At 52.9% G+C, this 18,838-nt stretch carries 16 protein-coding genes and 1 other annotated feature; of the genes, 4 read left to right on the plus strand and 12 right to left on the minus strand.

All coding sequences use genetic code 11. The annotated features are described in order from the left end of the window. Positions 1-95: 95 nt before the first annotated feature. The 4 genes from FH974_RS13215 to nfo form a co-directional block, all read right to left on the minus strand. Entirely contained in the window at positions 96-638 is a 543-nt protein-coding gene (locus FH974_RS13215; RefSeq protein ID WP_047886456.1) for a hemerythrin domain-containing protein, read from the minus strand. Positions 639-757: 119 nt separating this feature from the next. Continuing rightward, on the minus strand, positions 758-1,438 hold the full coding sequence (gene ung / locus FH974_RS13220; RefSeq protein WP_047886455.1) for a uracil-DNA glycosylase: 681 nt from the start codon (positions 1,436-1,438) through the stop codon (positions 758-760). Positions 1,439-1,516: 78 nt separating this feature from the next. Next, the gene (locus tag FH974_RS26330) at positions 1,517-1,642 is read right to left on the minus strand and encodes a hypothetical protein (RefSeq protein ID WP_273858543.1); all 126 of its coding nucleotides are present in this window, start codon (positions 1,640-1,642) and stop codon (positions 1,517-1,519) included. A 205-nt stretch (positions 1,643-1,847) separates the two neighbouring features. Continuing rightward, complete coding sequence (gene nfo, locus FH974_RS13225) at positions 1,848-2,696, minus strand: deoxyribonuclease IV (RefSeq protein ID WP_047886454.1); 849 nt, start codon at positions 2,694-2,696, stop codon at positions 1,848-1,850. A 343-nt stretch (positions 2,697-3,039) separates the two neighbouring features. On the opposite strand from nfo, the gene grcA reads away from it, so the two are divergent. After that, a complete protein-coding gene (gene grcA, locus FH974_RS13230) occupies positions 3,040-3,417 on the plus strand; it encodes an autonomous glycyl radical cofactor GrcA (protein ID WP_047886453.1) in 378 nt (125 codons plus the stop codon). Positions 3,418-3,522: 105 nt separating this feature from the next. Here the strand turns inward: grcA and thrC are convergent, their stop codons facing one another. The 3 genes from thrC to thrA are packed head-to-tail and all read right to left on the minus strand — an operon-like array spanning position 3,523 to position 8,226. Continuing rightward, a complete protein-coding gene (gene thrC, locus FH974_RS13235) occupies positions 3,523-4,806 on the minus strand; it encodes a threonine synthase (RefSeq protein WP_047886452.1) in 1,284 nt (427 codons plus the stop codon). 2 nt (positions 4,807-4,808) lie between these two features. Beyond that, the gene (gene thrB, locus FH974_RS13240; protein ID WP_047886451.1) at positions 4,809-5,765 is read right to left on the minus strand and encodes a homoserine kinase; all 957 of its coding nucleotides are present in this window, start codon (positions 5,763-5,765) and stop codon (positions 4,809-4,811) included. 1 nt (position 5,766) lies between these two features. Further along, positions 5,767-8,226: a bifunctional aspartate kinase/homoserine dehydrogenase I gene (gene thrA / locus FH974_RS13245; protein ID WP_047886450.1), complete on the minus strand. Its 2,460-nt coding sequence runs from the start codon at positions 8,224-8,226 to the stop codon at positions 5,767-5,769. A gap of 63 nt (positions 8,227-8,289) precedes the next feature. Beyond that, positions 8,290-8,415: a sequence feature (Thr leader region), on the minus strand. Positions 8,416-8,705: 290 nt separating this feature from the next. Here thrA and aceK point away from each other — a divergent pair. After that, complete coding sequence (gene aceK / locus FH974_RS13250) at positions 8,706-10,478, plus strand: bifunctional isocitrate dehydrogenase kinase/phosphatase (protein ID WP_047886449.1); 1,773 nt, start codon at positions 8,706-8,708, stop codon at positions 10,476-10,478. 103 nt (positions 10,479-10,581) lie between these two features. Then, positions 10,582-11,040 (plus strand): hypothetical protein, encoded by a 459-nt coding sequence (locus FH974_RS13255; protein WP_047886448.1) that lies wholly within the window; start codon positions 10,582-10,584, stop codon positions 11,038-11,040. 342 nt (positions 11,041-11,382) lie between these two features. Here FH974_RS13255 and FH974_RS13260 read toward each other — a convergent pair whose 3' ends face one another. Continuing rightward, a complete protein-coding gene (locus FH974_RS13260; RefSeq protein WP_047886615.1) occupies positions 11,383-11,874 on the minus strand; it encodes a putative 4-hydroxy-4-methyl-2-oxoglutarate aldolase in 492 nt (163 codons plus the stop codon). A gap of 87 nt (positions 11,875-11,961) precedes the next feature. Beyond that, positions 11,962-12,363 carry a DUF3293 domain-containing protein gene (locus tag FH974_RS13265; protein WP_047886447.1) on the minus strand — a complete coding sequence of 134 codons (402 nt, stop codon included), beginning with the start codon at positions 12,361-12,363 and terminating at the stop codon, positions 11,962-11,964. Between the two features lie 391 nt (positions 12,364-12,754). On the opposite strand from FH974_RS13265, the gene arcA reads away from it, so the two are divergent. Then, positions 12,755-13,474: a two-component system response regulator ArcA gene (gene arcA / locus FH974_RS13270; protein WP_047886446.1), complete on the plus strand. Its 720-nt coding sequence runs from the start codon at positions 12,755-12,757 to the stop codon at positions 13,472-13,474. A gap of 264 nt (positions 13,475-13,738) precedes the next feature. On the opposite strand, the gene FH974_RS13275 is transcribed toward arcA, so the two are convergent. From FH974_RS13275 to FH974_RS13285, 3 genes are all read right to left on the minus strand, one after another. Then, positions 13,739-14,281 (minus strand): hypothetical protein, encoded by a 543-nt coding sequence (locus FH974_RS13275; RefSeq protein WP_047886445.1) that lies wholly within the window; start codon positions 14,279-14,281, stop codon positions 13,739-13,741. A gap of 4 nt (positions 14,282-14,285) precedes the next feature. Next, positions 14,286-16,643: an aerobic respiration two-component sensor histidine kinase ArcB gene (gene arcB / locus FH974_RS13280; RefSeq protein WP_047886444.1), complete on the minus strand. Its 2,358-nt coding sequence runs from the start codon at positions 16,641-16,643 to the stop codon at positions 14,286-14,288. Between the two features lie 241 nt (positions 16,644-16,884). Next, positions 16,885-18,810 (minus strand): diguanylate cyclase domain-containing protein, encoded by a 1,926-nt coding sequence (locus FH974_RS13285; RefSeq protein ID WP_242551833.1) that lies wholly within the window; start codon positions 18,808-18,810, stop codon positions 16,885-16,887. Positions 18,811-18,838: the final 28 nt, after the last annotated feature.

The following is an 18,838-nucleotide window of genomic DNA, read 5'->3' on the forward strand; positions in this document are numbered from 1 at the left end:
GATTCAGCGTTTGGCTCATGTCAGAGGCCGCCTCTATTAACGACTAACAACCAACGACTAACTACGGGGTGTGATCAATTACGGACTGCCACTGACTATGGCAGGCGCTGCAGACGCTCTGACAGCGCGCGATACCGTTCGGCGACCTGAGAGCCAAACAAAGGATCGCACTCGCACTGTGAGTATTGCCCGGACACGGCAAGCCAGTCATCTTTGGTGAAGTTAGCCCGGATCCGCGGAAAGACATTCTGCTCTTCAAATTCCAGGTGAGCCCGCTGCCGGGTGACAAACGCGTTCAGCTTGTCGGCAAATACATCAAGCGGCACAACCGCATCCATCAGGATCATTTCGACGGTATCTGAAAACTCGTGGGTCAGCTGAGCCAACTCCTGGTGCTCCCGCTCCAGACTGGCCATGTCACCCTGATCATCGGCATAGTGGCTCTGATAATAGTGGTAAAGAATATCTTCTTTCGGGTGGTGGCACTGTTCTGCATGGCTTTGCAGGTAATCCACGATCTCTTTGATCAGCGTGTAATTCACCGTCTGTCCCTGCCGAATAGCATCCAGCTTTTGTTGCAAAATATTGAGCAGACGGATGATATAACCATGCTCAGTGTGAATGTCATCCAACATCATTGTCGTTACCTCCCAGTCATCTTTCCATTACTGAAAGTGTAAGCACAGAATGGCATCCCCACCTTGATCCCGATTAGCAAACCCGCAAAAAGATCACACTTTCATCACAAATCACTCAATTAGGTACGATCGGCTAACATCCAGTTAATCGGCGATTTATTCATCTGCTCCAATAACTTATTGGTCTGAGAGAAGTGCTTGCAGCCGAAGAATCCGCGATACGCGGAAAGCGGTGACGGATGCGCTGAATGCAGCACATGGTGGCGGGCAGTGTCGATTTTCTTCCCTTTTTTCTGCGCATGGGCTCCCCAAAGCAGGAACACGACCCCCTCGCACTGCTGATTAATCACTTCAATCAAGCGGTCGGTGAACGTCTCCCAGCCGATCTTGGCATGCGAATGCGCTTTGCCCTGCTCCACCGTCAGAACCGTATTGAGCAACAACACGCCCTGCTCGGCCCAACCTTGCAGATAGCCGTGCTCGGGAGCCGTGAAGCCCGGAATATCGGTCGCCAGTTCTTTATACATGTTTGCCAGCGACGGCGGCACTTTGATTCCCGGCCGAACGGAAAAGCTCAAACCGTGCGCCTGCTCTGGCCCGTGATACGGATCCTGGCCCAAAATAACGACTTTCACCTGCTCCAGCGGGGTGCTGTTCAGCGCGCTGAACACCTCCGCCTCGGGAGGATAAATGGCTTTGCCGGACTCACGCTCAGCCGCCACAAAGTGCTCGATTTGCTGAAAGTAAGGCTTCTCGCGCTCAGCCGTGATGACTTGCTGCCAGGTCAGCGGTTGGCTCATATCATGCTCCTGTCATGTGATTGAGCCGCTATTGTATAGCCTTCCGCAGACAAAAAAAGCGCCCGCAGGCGCTCTCGATTATTCCGGTTGCTGACGTACTTTGGAACGGACTGGCGTTCGCCAGTGGCCACGTCCCTGGATATGACGGTATGCCTGAGGCAATCGGGATATGCCATAGCACAGGATCATCATCTCAGTATTCATAGTGCCTCCTCATTCTTGCGGCCAATGATCACTGAGACAACCTATGAAAAAAGGATGCCAAAATAATTAACCATTAATAATCAATATATTAAGTATCTGACACTTTTTTTCCCGCAACTCGTGCGCCGAGGTGGGGCGCTCATGCGCCAAACCTGCACATCTCAACCCGAGATTATGCAGGTCGCTGCTATAACCGTCAGACCCGTTACGATGCCGGGATGAAAGCACGCAGGGTCGCGATCTCCTGCGCCCAGATATCCGGATTGATGGTTTCCAGCACCAGCGGAATGTTATCGAACCGGCTGTCCTGCATCAGATAACGGAAACAATCCCAGCCGATTTCCCCTTCACCCAGGCTGTGATGGCGATCCAAACGACTGCCCAGCCCGCCTTTCGAATCATTGAGATGCATACCGCGCAAATAGTGCATGCCGACAATCTGATCAAATTCGGCAAAGGTCTGATCGGTCGCGGTTTCAGTGCGCAGATCATATCCGGCAGCGAAAGTGTGGCAAGTGTCGATACACACACCGACCCGACTTTTATCCTCAACCTGCGCAATAATTTCAGCCAGATGCTCAAAGCGCCAGCCCAGATTCGTCCCCTGACCCGCCGTGTTCTCAATTACCGCCACAACATCCGGCACCACCTGATGGGCCAGGTTGATCGATTCTGCAATCAGCGACAGGCAATCGGCTTCACTGATTTTCTTCAGATGACTGCCGGGATGGAAATTCAGCAGGGTCAGCCCCAGCTGCTGGCAACGTTCCATTTCATCGATGAACGCCGCGCGCGATTTCTCCAGCTTATCCGCTTCCGGAGCACCCAGGTTTATCAGGTATGAGTCATGAGGCAAGATGGATTCGGGCCCGAAACCATATTGCTTACATCGCGCCTTGAACGCAGCCACAACATCTGCGGTCAGTGGCTTGGCCACCCACTGCCGCTGATTTTTGGTAAACAGGGCAAAGGCGTTTGCGCCAATCTGGCGGGCATTTTCCGGGGAATGATGTACACCACCGGCGGCAGATACATGTGCGCCAATTAACTTCATGGCTCTCCTACTCAATCTCGTTACTGATTAACGTTTGCGACGACAATTCTGACACTGTCGACTCACATTTTTCTTAGGGTTAGTGATTTAACCCCGCTTATTTTGTAGTAATTTTACAACAAAATAAGCGTTCAACTATTTTTTAATGTTGACAAAAACAATTACAAAGCCAGTTTATTTAAGGGTTGATTGACCAAGCTCAAAAAATCAGCCTTATTTTATTTGTGGTTTTTTGTGGTTATTTGATCTAAATCAACACAGAAAAAAGGGGCTCGGGGTATATAATACGCAGCTCGACACGAAAATCGAAAAAATTAACGACATCCCCCTGAAGGAGAAAGCCATGATCAAGGGTATTCAAATCACTAAAGCGGCAAACGATGATCTACTGAACTCTATCTGGATCCTGGACAGCGACAAGAATGAAGCGCGCTGTGTAGCCGCTTCAGCAGGCTTTGAAGCCGACCAGGTTGTTGCCGCTACTGATCTGGGCGACATCGAGTACCGTGAACTGCCAATCGAAGCACCGGCAAAAATCGAAGGCGGCCAGCACCTGAACGTGAACGTTCTGAAGCGTGAAACGCTGGAAGATGCCGCGAAGCACCCTGAAAAGTACCCTCAGCTGACAATCCGTGTTTCGGGTTACGCTGTGCGTTTCAACTCGCTGACAACTGAGCAACAACGCGACGTGATCGCTCGTACTTTTACCAGCACGCTGTAATCGCCAATCTGGTTATGCCCAGCTTGGGCAACCCGCCTTAGGCACCCGAAATAAAAAAACGGCATCTTGGATGCCGTTTTTTGTTACCTGCCGTTCTGCGCAGGCTTATTGTACGTCGCGTAGCACCACTTTTAGCTGGGCAAAGTCATTATCACGCTCCAGCGACAGCAGCTCCATGGCGTTATGCTTAGCCAGTGGGGTGGGTAGTGGGATGTCTTTGCCCAGAATGTCATCCACCACTTCCTTAAATTTGGCCGGATGGGCGGTACACAGGAACAGCCCCGTTTCACTGTCTGCCAGTTGCTCATTCAGCACGCGGTAAGCAATAGCACCGTGAGGTTCACACAGGTAACCTTCCTGCTCCATCTGACGCAGCGTGTCGGCGGTCTGCTCATCATTCACCGCGCCGTAACCCAGGGTATCCAGCCCCCACCCCTGCTTGTGGCACAGCTCCTCGATACGCGGCCAGTTGTTCGGCTGGCTGACGTCCATCGCATTAGACAGCGTCGGTACGGTCGGCGTCGGTTCCCAGTTACCGGTTTGCAGGTAACGTGGCACTGTATCATTAACGTTGGTGGCCGCGATAAAACGCTTCACAGGCAAGCCAATCGCCTTGGCCAGCAAGCCCGCCGTCAGGTTACCGAAGTTACCGCTTGGCACGGCAATAACCAGCTCCTCGCGCTCAGCTTTTGACAGCTGTGCCACCGCTTCAAAGTAGTAGCAAATCTGCGCCAGCAGGCGGCTGATATTAATAGAGTTCGCCGAATTCAGACCCACTTCCTGACGCAGTTCAGCGTCGTCAAAGGCCTGTTTCACCAATGCCTGGCAATCATCAAACGTACCGTTAACGGCGACCGTGGTGATGTTGTCACCCAGCGTACAGAACAGTTTTTCCTGCAGCGGGCTGATTTTTCCTTTCGGATAGAGAATGACCACTTTGATGTTGTCCATGCCAAAGAAAGCATGGGCAACTGCCGCGCCAGTGTCGCCGGATGTCGCGGTCAGAATCGTGATCTTGCCGTCACGTTCAGACACCGCAGCCAGTGACTGAGCCATAAAGCGGCCACCGAAATCTTTAAACGCCAGAGTCGGGCCGTGGAACAATTCCAGCGCGTATACCCCCTCTTTTACTTTGGCAATCGGGGCCGGGAACTGGAACGCATTACCAACCATTTGCGCCACGGTTTCCGCCGCCAGTTCGTCACCGATAAAGGCCGATAAAATGCGCGTGCTGCGGCTGATAAAGTCTTGCTCCAGCAGAGCATCCACATCATCAAAAAACGGCAGCTCAGACGGGAAAAACAGCCCTTGATTCGACCCCAGTCCCTGACGGACCGCCTGGCCAAAAGAAACCTGTTCCTGGTGATTTTTTAAGTTATATAGCTTCATGGTTACAGCTCACTTCCTGTTACTTTCGAGCCCTGACTGTCAAGACGACAGACATGGACAAATCCTTCATCGTTCTGAACATAATGATCTTGCAACCATCGTGCAATACGCTGGGCAACGTCAATGTCATTACAGATGCTAAACATGGTCGGTCCGGAGCCGGAGATCCCGCTGGCCAGCGCCCCTGCTTCCAGCGCATATTGCCTCGCCTGGGCAAATCCCGGCAATAAGCGTTCACGGTATGGCTCCGCCACCACATCTTTGATCATTTTTGCGGCCAGCTCAGGCTGCTGCGAATGACAGGCGTGGATAAAGCCTCCCAAATAACGGCCGTGGGCAATAACGTCCTGACGGCGGTACTGCGACGGCAAAATTGCGCGCGCTTCTGCGGTGGGTACTTTGATCCCCGGATACGCCATCACCCAGTACCAGTCGTCAAAACACGGGACTTCCTGGCTGATGATGCCCAGCTCTTCCACCATAAACTGCAACCCGCCGAGGTAGCACGGCGCGACATTGTCGTAGTGCAGGCTGCCTGAAATTTCCGCTTCCATCTCGCCCATCAGGGCCAACAGTTCCGTTTCTGTCAGCGGCAAATCGTGGTAGTGGTTTAACGCATCCAGCGCAGCCACAATGGAACAGGCACTGGAACCCAGTCCTGAGCCAATCGGCATGTTCTTTTCCAGCGTCAGGGCAACCGGTTTTAGGGTCTGGCCTTTTTTGTCCAGTTCCCGGGCAAAGACCTGCCAGCAGCGGTACACAATATTTTCTTCCGCCTGCTGTGGCAGTTTGTCCACAAAGCGGCCGATACACTGCAGCGAGAAGGGCTGCTCTCCGGCAGCCACTTTCACCCGGTCCCCCAGTAATGTGCCGTCCAGCGGCGATACGGCCGCCCCCAGCACATCAAAACCTACGCTGACGTTCCCAATTGACGCTGGCGCGTAAACAACAACACTCATTTTATACTCCTAGTTTCCAGCCCAACGTCCGCATCAGATCCGCGAATACCCCGGCCGCCGTTACTTCAGTACCGGCTCCGTAGCCACGCAGCACCAGTGGGATTGGCTGGTAGTAGCGGCTGTAGAATGCCAGGGCATTTTCGCCATCCTTGATCTTGAACATAGGATCATCGGCATCCACGGCGGCAATGCGCACAGCACACTGCCCCTGATTAATTTCACCCACATAGCGTAGCACTTTCCCTTCTGCGGCTGCTTTTTCAGACAGCTCGGCAAAATAGGCATCGGCTTGCGGCAGGCGCGCCATAAACTCGTCATTACTACCACTGGCATCAAAGCCCGGCGGTAGTGCCTGTTCTACCACTACATCATCCAGTTCCAGTTCCAGACCGGACTCACGGGCAAGAATAAGCAGCTTACGCGCCACATCCATGCCGGACAGATCATCACGCGGGTCTGGCTCAGTAAAGCCATTATTGCGCGCCACTGTTGTCGCTTCACTGAAGCTCATGCCTTCATCCAGCTTGCCAAAGATGTAAGACAGTGAGCCGGACAAGATACCGCTGAAGCGCTCAAGCTCATCACCGGCTGCCATCAGGTTCTGCAGGTTTTCGATAACCGGCAGACCGGCACCCACAGTGGTGTCATACATGAACTTACGACGCTTGGAGCGGGCCGCCTGACGCAGCTGCTGGTAGTATGCCATGCTGGCCGTGTTGGCTTTCTTGTTCGGTGTGATGACGTGGAAACCGGAGGCCAGGAAGTCCGCATACTGCTCGGCAATGCCCTGATCCGACGTACAATCGATCACCACCGGGTTGATGATATGGTTGCGTTTCACCAACTGGATCATTCGCGCCAGACTCAGCGGCTCGCTGACCTGACCCATCAGATCACGCCAGTTTTCCAGAGGCAGCCCGTTGCTGTCCATCAGCATGCCACGGCTGTTGGCCAGACCACAAACCCGAATCACGATGCCGTTGTCGGCCAGTTTCACCTGCTGGCGACGGATCTGCTCGACCAGCTCACCGCCCACGCCGCCAACGCCGATAACAAACACATCCAGGAAGTGCTGGCTGTTAAACAGGTTTTCGTGACAGGCTTTCACCGATTCCGACACTTTTTCATCCGGGATCACCGCAGAAATCGCGCGCTCCGAAGACCCCTGAGCAATGGCCACAATGTTGACGTCCACTTCTGCCAGTGAGGTAAAGAACTGAGACGCCACGCCACGAGAGGTACGCATACCGTCACCCACCAGCGTTACGATCGCCACGTTATCCATGAACTCGACCGGCTCCAGCAAGCCTTCTTTCAGTTCCAGTTCAAAGTTGTTGTGCAGGGCTTTCTCGGCCGCAACTTTGTCATCGCTTTCAATACAGAAGCTGATGCTGTACTCCGACGATGACTGAGTGATCAGAACAATCGACACCCCGGCGGATGACATCGCGCCAAAGACTCGGGCCGCCATGCCGACCATTCCCTTCATACCCGGACCGGAAACGTTCACCATGGTCAGGTTTTTCAGCGTGGTGATGCCTTTGATATCCAGCTTGTCTTCGCCGGTATCCTGACCGATCAGCGTACCGGCCCCCTGCGGGTTAAAACTGTTTTTGATTAGGCAGGGAATGTGGAACTGGGCAATCGGAGCAATGGTTTTCGGGTGCAGTACAGAGGCGCCAAAATACGACAGCTCCATCGCTTCCTGATAACTCAGGGATTTCAACAGACGGGCATCCGGTACCAGACGCGGGTCACAGCTGTAAACACCGTCCACATCGGTCCAGATCTCACAGCAGTCAGCACGTAGGCAGGCTGCCAGCACAGCGGCTGAATAGTCAGAGCCGTTACGCCCCAATGTGACCAGTTCGCCTTTCTCATTGCCTGCGGTAAAACCCGGCATAATGTTGACATGGCCTGCCGGTAACGGCTGATTACGGAAGTTCTGAGTGGATACTTCGATATCCACATGGGCTTCCAGGTAATCGCCGTGCGCTTTCAGGTAAACCACAGGGTCAATCAGGAAGGCAGCCTGACCGCGGGCTTCCAGCAGAGATTTCATTGCCGCAATCGACAGCCGCTCTCCCTTGCTGATAATACGGGCATAAACATTGTCCGGACACAGCCCCAGCAGCTTAATCCCGTGTACATACTGCTTCAGCTGACCCAATGAGCTGGCCAGTTTCGCATCCAGTGCCGCCTGATCGAACTTAGGTTCCAGCGCTTTCAGGCCGGCAAACAGATCTTTAAAGACCGATTCCAGGTCAGCCAGTTGTAACTCGGCTTCACCGTAAGCAATGGTATTTTCGATAACGGACACCAGCTTATTGGTGACCTTGCCCGGAGCCGACAGCACAACAGACACGTCTTCCTGCTGGGCGTTGTTAAAAATGATGTCGCCTGCACGCGCAAAGCGTTCTGCATCGGCCAAAGATGAACCGCCAAATTTTAATACTCGCATTCCCTACTCCCAACTTCCTCAATCTTGCCCCATCTATGACCTGTCCGGGGATAAAAACATGGTTAAAAAAAAGCCCACACCTTGGAGGGGTGTGGGCTTTTTTTGTGCGATTCTTATTCGTCGTGCATCAGCCCACCCCAGCAACCATGGTGCCGGTAATAATAATGGTGGTGGTGTTCATGCTGATGACGTTGTGCATTGCAATCCTGCTACTATGCCTTTGAATTAGTATTTATCTACGTTTACCGGAAAGCTTTTGATGAGTCAACCATCAATTTCATCCCATTCTGGCTTTTAATTGCCACAAGCGCATAAAAAACAGCCGCAAAGGGATATAACGAAGACAGAAAATCAACGCAATTGATTGCAGTCACTCGGCTCAGGATGCATAGTAGGAAGCGATGGATATTTAAGCACTCGGCTATTTTTACACATGCTCAGCCCTAATTAGGCTAAGGTTAGATTCGGAGGGATCCCGAATGACTTCTGCAATGGAACAACTCGTCGCACACACCATCCTGCAAGGCTTTGACGCCATGTACGGACGGTTTCTTGATGTGACTGCTGGCGCTCAGGAGCGATTTGAATCGCAAGACTGGCCCGCCGTTCAGCAGGCACTGAAAACCCGGATTAATTTTTATGACCACCACGTTGGTCTGGTCACCAGTCAGATTCAGATCATGCTGGGAAAGCAGTATGCCAGCCACAGTTTTCTGATGGCGGTGAAAAATGCTTATGAAGATCTGCTGCTGGACTATCCGCGCTACGACATTGCAGAAAGTTTTTTTAATTCCGTATACTGCCGTATTTTCGAGCACCGTAATATCAATCGTGACAAGCTGTTTGTGCACAGTTCCCAGGAAGGGCGGATTCCCTCCTATCCCACCGCGCTGACCCGGCTGTACAATACCGGCGCAGGACTGGACACGCTGCTGGAACGGGTGATGGATGACTGCCCTTTTACGCTTTGCTGGGAAGATAAATACCGTGATATTCAGGAGCTGAGCCAACGGCTGCAGGCGGTGTTACCCGATACCCTGAGTACCCCGCCGGTGATCGAGATGATCCGCGAGCCCTTTTACCGGAACAAGGCAGCTTACCTGATTGGCCGGGTCCGGCTTGATGACTACCAGTTTTTCCCGCTGGTTCTGCCAGTGCTGACCACCGCCAACAATGAACTCTTTATCGATGCCTGCCTGACCAACGTCGATGACGTCAGCATCCTGTTTGGCTTCGCCCGTTCCTACTTCATGGTCTATGCCCCGGCGCCGGCGGCACTGGTGCGTTTTTTGGGAGAGCTGCTGCCCAAGAAAACCAAAGCTGAGCTTTACACTGCGATTGGCTGTCAGAAACATGCCAAAACCGAGCTTTATCGTGAATTTTTGCGTCATATGGCCAATTCGGATGATCAGTTCGTGCCCGCCCCAGGGATCAAAGGGATGGTCATGTCGGTGTTCACCCTACCCTCATACGGTTTTGTGTTTAAAATCATCAAAGACAAATTCGCACCGCAAAAAGATATCAGCCATGCGGTCGTCAAAGAAAAGTACCGTCTGGTTAAAGAACATGATCGGGTAGGCCGAATGGCTGACACCCAGGAATACCGCAATTTTACGTTTGACCGCCACCGTTTCAGTGACGAGTTACTGGACGAACTGCTGGCCGTAGCGCCGTCCATCATTACCGTGACCGATACCCAGGTCATCATCAAACATCTTTATACCGAGCGGCGCATGATTCCGTTTAACCTGTATATCGAACAGGCCAACGATGACGACTTGCGCCACGCGGTGGACGAATACGGCAAAGCCATCAAACAACTGGCCGCTGCGAATATTTTCCCCGGCGACATGCTGTTCAAGAACTTCGGGGTGACCCGTCACAAGCGGGTGGTGTTCTATGACTACGATGAAATCAGCTACATGACTGAGATGAATTTCCGGCGGATTCCGCCGCCACGCCACCCGGAAGATGAACTGGCGTCAGAGCCCTGGTACAGCGTCGGTATTAACGATGTATTCCCGGAAGAGTTTCGCACCTTCCTGCTGATCAACCCCAAAGTACGGGCGCTGTTTGAGGAACTGCACAGTGATCTGTTTGATCCGGCTTACTGGCAACACCTGCAGCATAACATTACCGACGGGCTGTTTGAGGATGTATTCCCTTACCCCAATTCGCTACGGCTATCACGTTTTCAGGTAACCGACGGCAACCCCGAGAAAGAGAATATGGCAGAGGGGCGCAGCCTGTGAAAACGCTCTGACGTGGAGTGTCTTTTTCCGGCAACCTAGCCTAGTATTATTTTGCTAAGAAATGGATAAATAATTCACAAAAGAAAAACAGGGAAGGTGATCAATGCGTAATTTGCTAATCACAATTACCCTGTTGGTAGTGGCCTTACCGACAGCAGCGGCAGAAAGCGACCCGCTCACTCTGCTGGATGACAAATCGAAATCCGGGTGGTTTCTGACCTCCCAGTCCCGAGGTGCGGAGCAGTTTGATCTGTGGCAGATCGACAGTGGTTATACGTACGCCCTGACAGACAAAACCGAGGTTTATTTAAGTACGCGTCTAAAAACGTCGACCAGTACGCAACCGGCCAGCCGAGGCTTACTGTCCGGGGTCAAGTATTCCTTGTCTCCGCGTCTGAGCCTGCAAAGCGCCGTGACGTCTGAAACGGAAGATCGCGAAACCGTCATGGGGGTGGAAGTGTCGAGCCAGTTTGAGGTCACCGACAGACTCAACCTGCACGCGACCCTGGACTACGAGTCCCTTGAGCAGATCTATCAGGTAGGCATAGGTTTTCGTTTTTAGCCTCTAGCCTTTTCGTTTCTGACTCATGCCTCTGGCTCATACCGTAGTCAGGTTAAGCAGAACAGTATCCTGCCCCTTGAAACCGTGACACCAATGCCACCTTGGTACGAATGACATCAACGCACAAAAAGCAGGCTCCGTTGATCACTGAGCCTGTTTTTATGCCTGACGCCTGTCTTGTGTTTCACGATTGTGATTCATGAAAATGGCTAGTCTTTACCGCCGCAACCGCCAGCCTTCGTTTCTCGTCAGGTAACTTCCAACCTCGTTCACCTATCCCAGAGCCGTTTCCATGAGCCAGCAGATTGCTTCATGCGGACAACCGTGTTGGCCCCCGCGGCGTTACAGTTTAGATAAGTCCAGCGGCTCTTTGCTGAACACGATGCCGTTGCGATCGGCATAAAGCATATCACCGGGGTAAACCAGCGTATGGGCAACCGTCAGGGTCACATTCTCTTCACCTGTCTGACGTTTGACGGTTTTGATCGGGCACGTTCCCAGGGCTTTTACCCCAAGAGCCATGGTTCGCAGCGCACCGGCGTCACGCACAGCGCCATTGACGACAATTCCCTCCCAACCGTGTTTCTGTGCCAACAAGGCAAGCTGGTCTCCCAGCAAGGCCCGGTTACATGAACCATGACCATCAATAAACAGCACTTTACCGACACCTGAACGAGATACAATGTCACGCACCAGGCTGTTGTCTTCAAAGCAGCGCAACGTCACCACTTCACCGTAAAAAATATCGCGTCCGCCAAAATCCTGCATCGTCAATGGCAGCCAGCGAACCTCTCCCTCAAAGTTGTCACATAAGTCCGGGGTCAAATCCTGCATTTTTGGCTCCTGGGCTGTTGTCATTTTCTTCCCTCCTTCTGACTGAAAGCACTGCCTGTGCTTCTTTTGATGAATGTGCTTCTTTGGTTAAGTGTAGAGAAAGCTCGGCCAATCTCCCAATCTTTGTATCTCCTGGCCCTCAATTAAAACCGGCACTAAAAACAATTCGTTATCCTCAACCCAATATATGGCATTCTGCTCCCATTGCCGAGCCAGCTGGCGCACTTTGGTCAAGCTCAGTGGCACCACAAATCCCGGCTCCTGCCATTGCCCGTCCAACCCACTGCAGGTGATCGGCAACAGCTCCTGCACCAGAGTGCTGAGTTCCGCCGCCATTTGGGCATTGCGGTCAAGGTTTTCTCTTTTACTAAGAACAATGCTTCTCGGATTAAATGCTGTTAGAATTGCAAAACAAGGGTAAACAGGGTGTTGCTTGAGATTAAAGATGATTGACTGGTAGCTACACCACAGTGAGAGTTTTTCACACATAATCTGACAGCCCCTGGGCACGATGCATTTTTTTGTAGCGAATGTTAAACAAAGTAGCGAGTCGTAAAACACTTCATACGGTTTGATATAAATCAAGAAAGTGCCCGAAAGCAGCGCTGAAACAAAAACCAATTATTGTTAGCGAGCTGTTAAGTGAATACAATCGTCGCCATCCCACGGAAATAGAAGCCAATGCCCTCTATTTTGGGCTTTTTTCAGCGCGAAATGAAATATCATACTGAACGCTGGATTAAAGGATGGCGTACCAACAGGCAAACCATGGGTCTTACACGTCTTTTCCCCTCGACTTTGCCTGTATGTGAATTTTTTTTATAGAATTTAACTATTCTGTTTTTGACCAGATTCCGTTTTTAGATATTAGGTACTGCCAATGCAAACCCCTCACATTCTAATTGTAGAAGACGAGCACGTTACACGTAACACCCTGAAAAGCATCTTTGAGGCAGAGGGTTATACGGTCTTTGAAGCCAACGATGGCGAAGAAATGCATCAGATGCTGTCTGAGCACCCAGTTCACCTGGTGATCATGGACATCAACTTGCCGGGTAAAAACGGCCTGTTGCTGGCCCGTGAACTGCGTGAGCAAGGCGACATGGCACTGATGTTCCTGACCGGACGTGATAACGAAGTCGACAAGATCCTGGGACTGGAAATTGGTGCGGATGATTACATCACGAAACCATTCAACCCACGCGAACTGACGATCCGTGCCCGTAACCTGCTGACCCGTGCGATGAACCAGGGTCTGCCGACTGAAGACAAGCGTCTGGTTGAGCGTTATGAGTTCAACGGCTGGTCTCTGGAAATCAACAGCCGCTCTCTGGTTAGCCCAAATGGCGATCAGTTCAAGCTGCCACGCTCTGAGTTCCGTGCTCTGCTGCATTTCTGTGAGAACCCGGGCAAAATCCAGACTCGTGCCGAACTGCTGAAGAAAATGACTGGCCGCGAGCTGAAGCCACACGACCGTACGGTTGACGTGACTATCCGTCGTATCCGTAAGCATTTTGAATCTGTGGCTGATACACCGGAAATCATCGCGACCATTCACGGTGAAGGCTACCGTTTCTGCGGCGATCTGGACGAAGAGTAATCTTCGCACTGATACCCGCCACAGGCTCAGCGCTGTGTGCACACTGCGTGTATCTGATGCTGTGGTTTAGGTAGTGCGATGGTTTGTGTGGTGCCAGTTTAACTGTTCGCTGCGGGCGGGCGAGAGAAGTTTTGTCTGAACGAAACGATATCAGAGTGCGACTTAAACGACACGCCACATAAACGGCAAACGACCTAAAAAAAGGCTCCTTACGGAGCCTTTTTTGTTTGTTGTATTGCTCGGTTCTGGCAGGTTGTCACACGCTTAGTGGGCCTGCTCCAGCAGCACGCCGGTTTCGACCAACACATGCTCCTGCCCTTTATACAGTAAAGTCACCGCAATATTGGCCTTACCGCCCGGCAGCCATTCAGGGCCGCCATTAATGGCAATTTCCAGTCCCTGCTTTTCCAGCACCCGAACATCGAGATTATTCTGGCTAAGCCACTGCTCATCATCCTGCGCCATCATAACCTGCATGATCTCCACGCCTTTCGGCAGCGGCTTATCATCGGCAGTGACAACTTTGATGGAAGCAAACAGCTTGTTGGCCGGGACGCTGCCGTCCTCACCTATCACCGGCATGGTATTCAGCCACAGTGCACTGTGGAGCGTGACCTTGGTCCCCTCCAGATCCAGCTCCGTTGGGGATTGCCAGATATCCACTTCAGCCGGCAATTTCACCGGCTCTTCTACCGCTACCGGCTGCTCGGCTTCCGGCGCCTTGGCTTTATCGGCCTGATCCGGTTCACCGCACCCGGCCAACGCAGCCAGCATTGCCAGAAGGATCCCATGCTGCCTTAATTTCATCACACTACTCCTGCTGGGCTAACCAGTCTTTCAACACCTGAAGATCATTCTGGTAGCCGTCTTTGATTTCATCGACCCAGTCATTGATGTTTTCCCACCAAGCCGGCAGTTCCGGCGACTGGGCTTTCTGTGCGACCTGCTGGATATGTTTGAGACCAATCGAGCCTGCCGCTCCTTTTATTTTATGCGCTTCAAACTTAATGCCATCTTGATCTTTGGCCATCATGTTGGAATCCAGTATGGCAATGTACTCCGGCATCTTCGCTTCAAACATCGCGATACTGTCATAAACCGGTTTCGTCCCGACAATCTCGACATACGAACTGAGCATTTCCAGATCCAGCAGCTTGCTGACCATGTCATCACTCAGTTGAGGGGTTGGTTCAGGCATTTCATCTATCTCCTCTTCCTCATCCAGCGGGCAGGTCAGCACCAGGCTCTGAATCACATCCGTGATGGCTTTGACGCTCAGCGGCTTGCTGATGGCATCATCCATGCCCTTATTCAGGTATTCGCTTTTATCTTTAATCACATTGGCCGTCAGGGCAACGATTGCAGGCAGGTGGTCATACTGCTCCCGCAGACGGGCCGCGATGTCAAAACCGGTCATGTCCGGTAACTGAATATCCAGCAGTACCAGGTCATACAACTCCGGATCGAACATTTCCAATGCTTCTTCGCCGCGCATCGCGATCGTGACTTCATGGCCGAGGCTCTCCAGCAGCGCTTTTGCCACCGTAATATTGAGCTCAATGTCCTCCACCATGAAGATGTTCAGGCTGGCCTGCGGCACACGCGGCATGGCTTCTTCCTCATCGTCCTCCAGCGCGGCGATCGGGGCGGTAATGGTCACGGTGAAGGTGCTGCCTTCGCCCACTTCCGACGACACGGTAATATCGCCTCCCATCATCTGCACCAGCTGACGGGATACCGCCAGTCCGATACCGGTGCCGACTGCATGCAGATTGTCGTTTTCGTCTTTCACCTGGTAATACATGGCGAAGATCTTCTCAAGTTCGCGACTCGGGATCCCAATCCCGCTGTCTTCAACCTCGAAGGTGATTTGCGCCTGATCGTCTTCCACCTCGCAGCTGACCGACATCACTACCCCGCCGTCTTTGGTGAACTTGGTGGCATTACTGATCAGGTTCCACAACACCTGACGCAGCCGGGTACCGTCAACTTCAATCCCGTGTGGCAAATCAGTCAGGCGCTCAAGGTCAAACCGCAGCCCTTTCTGCTCGGCCATCAGCGCCGAGATGGTGCCCATTTCCGACACAAACGCTTCAAAGTCGAGTGGTTTAGGCAGCAGTTCCAGACGACGGCGGTCCGATTTATCCATATCGATTATGTCGTTAAAAATATTGCCGAGGGTAATGGCACTGACGTAAATCGTTCGCATGTAACCACGCTGCTCTTCGTTCAGCGACGAGTTCATCAGCATCCGGCTCAGACCGACAATGCCGTTCAGCGGGGTACGCAGTTCATGGCTGATGGTCGAAATAAAGGCGGTTTTGTCACGGCTGGCTTTCTCCTGAGCATCCTGATACTGCTTGCGCTCGGTGATATCCCGGCCAAAGCCCATCAGCCCCAGGCGCCGTCCCTCACGGCTGTAGAACGGTACTTTTCGCAGCTCGAACACCGCTTTGCGGCCATCCGGGTATTCAAGCCATTGCTCGTAAGTCAGGGAAACATTCTGCTGGAAGACCTGCTGGTCGGTTTCCACAATCTTGCGCGCGATGTCTTCGCTGTAGACATCCCACGGCGTCAGACCGACCAGCTGTTTCTCGGTGCGGTTGGTCAGTTCTTCCATCGCCCGGTTGCAGCCGGAGAACTCCCCTTTTTCGTTACGGTAGTAAATCAGATCCGGCGAAGCATCGAGAAACGACTTCAGCAACGCGCTTTGCTCCGCCAGTTCCAGCTGAGCATTTTCCCGCTGGTACACTTCGTTCTCCAGATCCCGCATGGCTTCTTCACGGGCTTCTTCTGCTTTTTTCCGCTCTTCGATTTCCTGATTGAGCTGGGAAATATTTGCCTGCAGCTGCTTGTTGAGCTGCATATCGCGCGAGCGCATCTCTTCCAGCTTGGTCACCAGTTTTGACAGCCGCTGGCGCGACTCTTCCAGCTGATCCACCACAACAGAAAGGAAATACACCGCCCACGGTGTGATCAACAGACCAAACGTCACCGAACGCACGATATCAATATTGAGTACTTCGCCCTGCATCACCAGTGTGACACCAATCTGGACGACCACCGCCAGTGCCACCAGCGCCAAGGCCAGCAACATGCTAAAGCGGATAATCCCGAGCTTCACCAGCAGATCTACATAGAACTGCGCCAGAACCCTGATTTGTTTCATTCTTTAATCCCAGTCATTACTGCTGAGTTTATGATACTGGGCGAGTTGCCAGATCCCAAACGGTCATGACGGAATACCCGGTTTAGGCTCACAGTTTGGCACGAGAGATCCCTTCCCCGAGTGGCTCGGGGTGGGTAAAGATGGAGAGAATTTCGCCGGTAGGTCTTTCAGAATGGAGTGACTAGCGAGAATGCCCCTCGTCCGCCGGTTGTTACCAAGGCCTACCAGACGCGGGAGCTAATCAACGGTGGTTCGTGTCCGCCCCGGCGAGGTCAGCCACCGCGGTCAGCGACATGGTGCAGTTACGTCCGGCAGCTTTGGCTTTGTACAACGCAATATCCGCCATTTCAACCAGTTCGCCATAATCCTGATTCGGCTGTGGCGTCAGGGTGGCAACCCCGAGGCTGACCGTCAGCTTGGTATCCACTTCAGAATACAGGTGGGTCAGGCCGACATCTGCCAGCGCCTGATGAATTTCAGCCGCCACCACTTCGCCGCCGGGCAGATCCGTATTGGGTAACAAGAAAGCAAATTCTTCACCGCCGTAGCGGGCAACTTCATCGGTTTCCCGTTTGATGACGCTGCTGAAAATTTTCGCCACCTCACGCAGGGCGAAATCCCCCTGCTGGTGACCGTAATTATCATTAAACGCCTTGAAGTAGTCGATGTCACACAAGATCAGGGTCAGCGGCTGCTGCTCCCGCATGTGGCTGAACCAGAGTTTACGCATCTGCTCGTCAAAGCTGCGGCGATTGGCCACTTTGGTCAGGCTGTCGACAAAGCTCAGCTCCTGCAGCTCCATGATGGCATCGGCCAGTTGCTGCTCTGCCATCTTGCGTTCCGTCACATCCCGGGCCATCACCAGCACACCGTTGGTGCCATCGGTCGGATCCAAATATGGCGATTTAAGCACTTCGTACCAGATCGGCGTACCGTCTTCGAGCACCACATAATCGTCCGTTTTGATGCTGCGCCCTTCGTTGATCACCTTCTGATCCGTCTGACAGAACGACTCATATTGCTCACCCGTCAGCACATCCCGGGCACTTTTCCCCAGAAGCCCTGTCTGTGTATGGCCAAGCGCACGGGCAAAAGGCTCGTTGCAGATAACATACACCCCTTGCTCGTTATACATGCCGATCGGATCACGGCTGGCGCTGAGGATGGTATCGAGCAGGCTGTTGCGCTGTGCCAGCTCCTGCTCCGTGATTTCCCGCTTTTCGATTTCGCTTTTCAGCACTTCCTGCATTTCATGCCAGTCCGTCACATCGTGACTGATACTCAGGGTACCGAACACGCCGCCATTGTCATCCACCAGTTGCGTGCGGTTAGACTCCAGCAGGCGGCTGGTACCGTCCGGTGCCGTGGTCCAGGTGTGGCTGGCACTGTTGCCGATTCGCCCGACCTCTTTAATGCTTTCCATACCTTCGTCATACCGGCCGCGCCAGAAGCGATCGAACGCCTTATTGGTGCCAATCACTTCGCCCGCATTGTTCTGGAAATACACCAGTTCTGACAGGGAGTTCAGCACCTGCTGGAACAGTTTGGGCTCCTCCTCCAGCTTGATCTGGTTCCTCTGTGCGGCCTTGTCCGGCACGATAGACAGCAGCCAGCAGTCCTGCCACCGGCAGCGAATAGCCTGTCCGGAAATAGAGAGAGCAATCGGCTTACCATCGACACCCGGCAGCTCATCACGGACATGAACGAACTCCGACAGACTGGCCAGCGGGCGCAAAAAGTCACACAGCATGGTCGCACTCAGCGCATCAGGATAGAGATATCGGTCATTGATTTTGCGCACCCCCAGCAGCTCACGGCAGGCGCGGTTGGCATAAACCAGCTGACCGTCTTTACTGCGCACAATCGCGACAGCCATTGGCATGGCCGTCAGCAGACGGTGCAGCCGGCGAAAAGAGACAGAGCTCAGGTAACTGATCAGCAGGGTCAGAAAGCCGCAGCTGACCACCAGTACCAGAAGCAGCAAGGTATATTGCAGGGCAGAGCTTTCAAACGACTCAGGCTGCGCCGCCATGGCCGGTCCGGTTAGTCCCCAGCCGACAATACTGATAAGACGGGATCGGACCGCAGCAGACAGCCCGTGATGAAAAAGGAATGAGAGTAACGCGGCGCATCGAAAATTCGTCATGACAACGGAGTAAAAGCTCATAGTGACTCGTAATCTAACACAGAACCCG

The organism is Photobacterium ganghwense, from assembly GCF_017329545.1.
Taxonomy (GTDB): domain Bacteria; phylum Pseudomonadota; class Gammaproteobacteria; order Enterobacterales; family Vibrionaceae; genus Photobacterium; species Photobacterium ganghwense.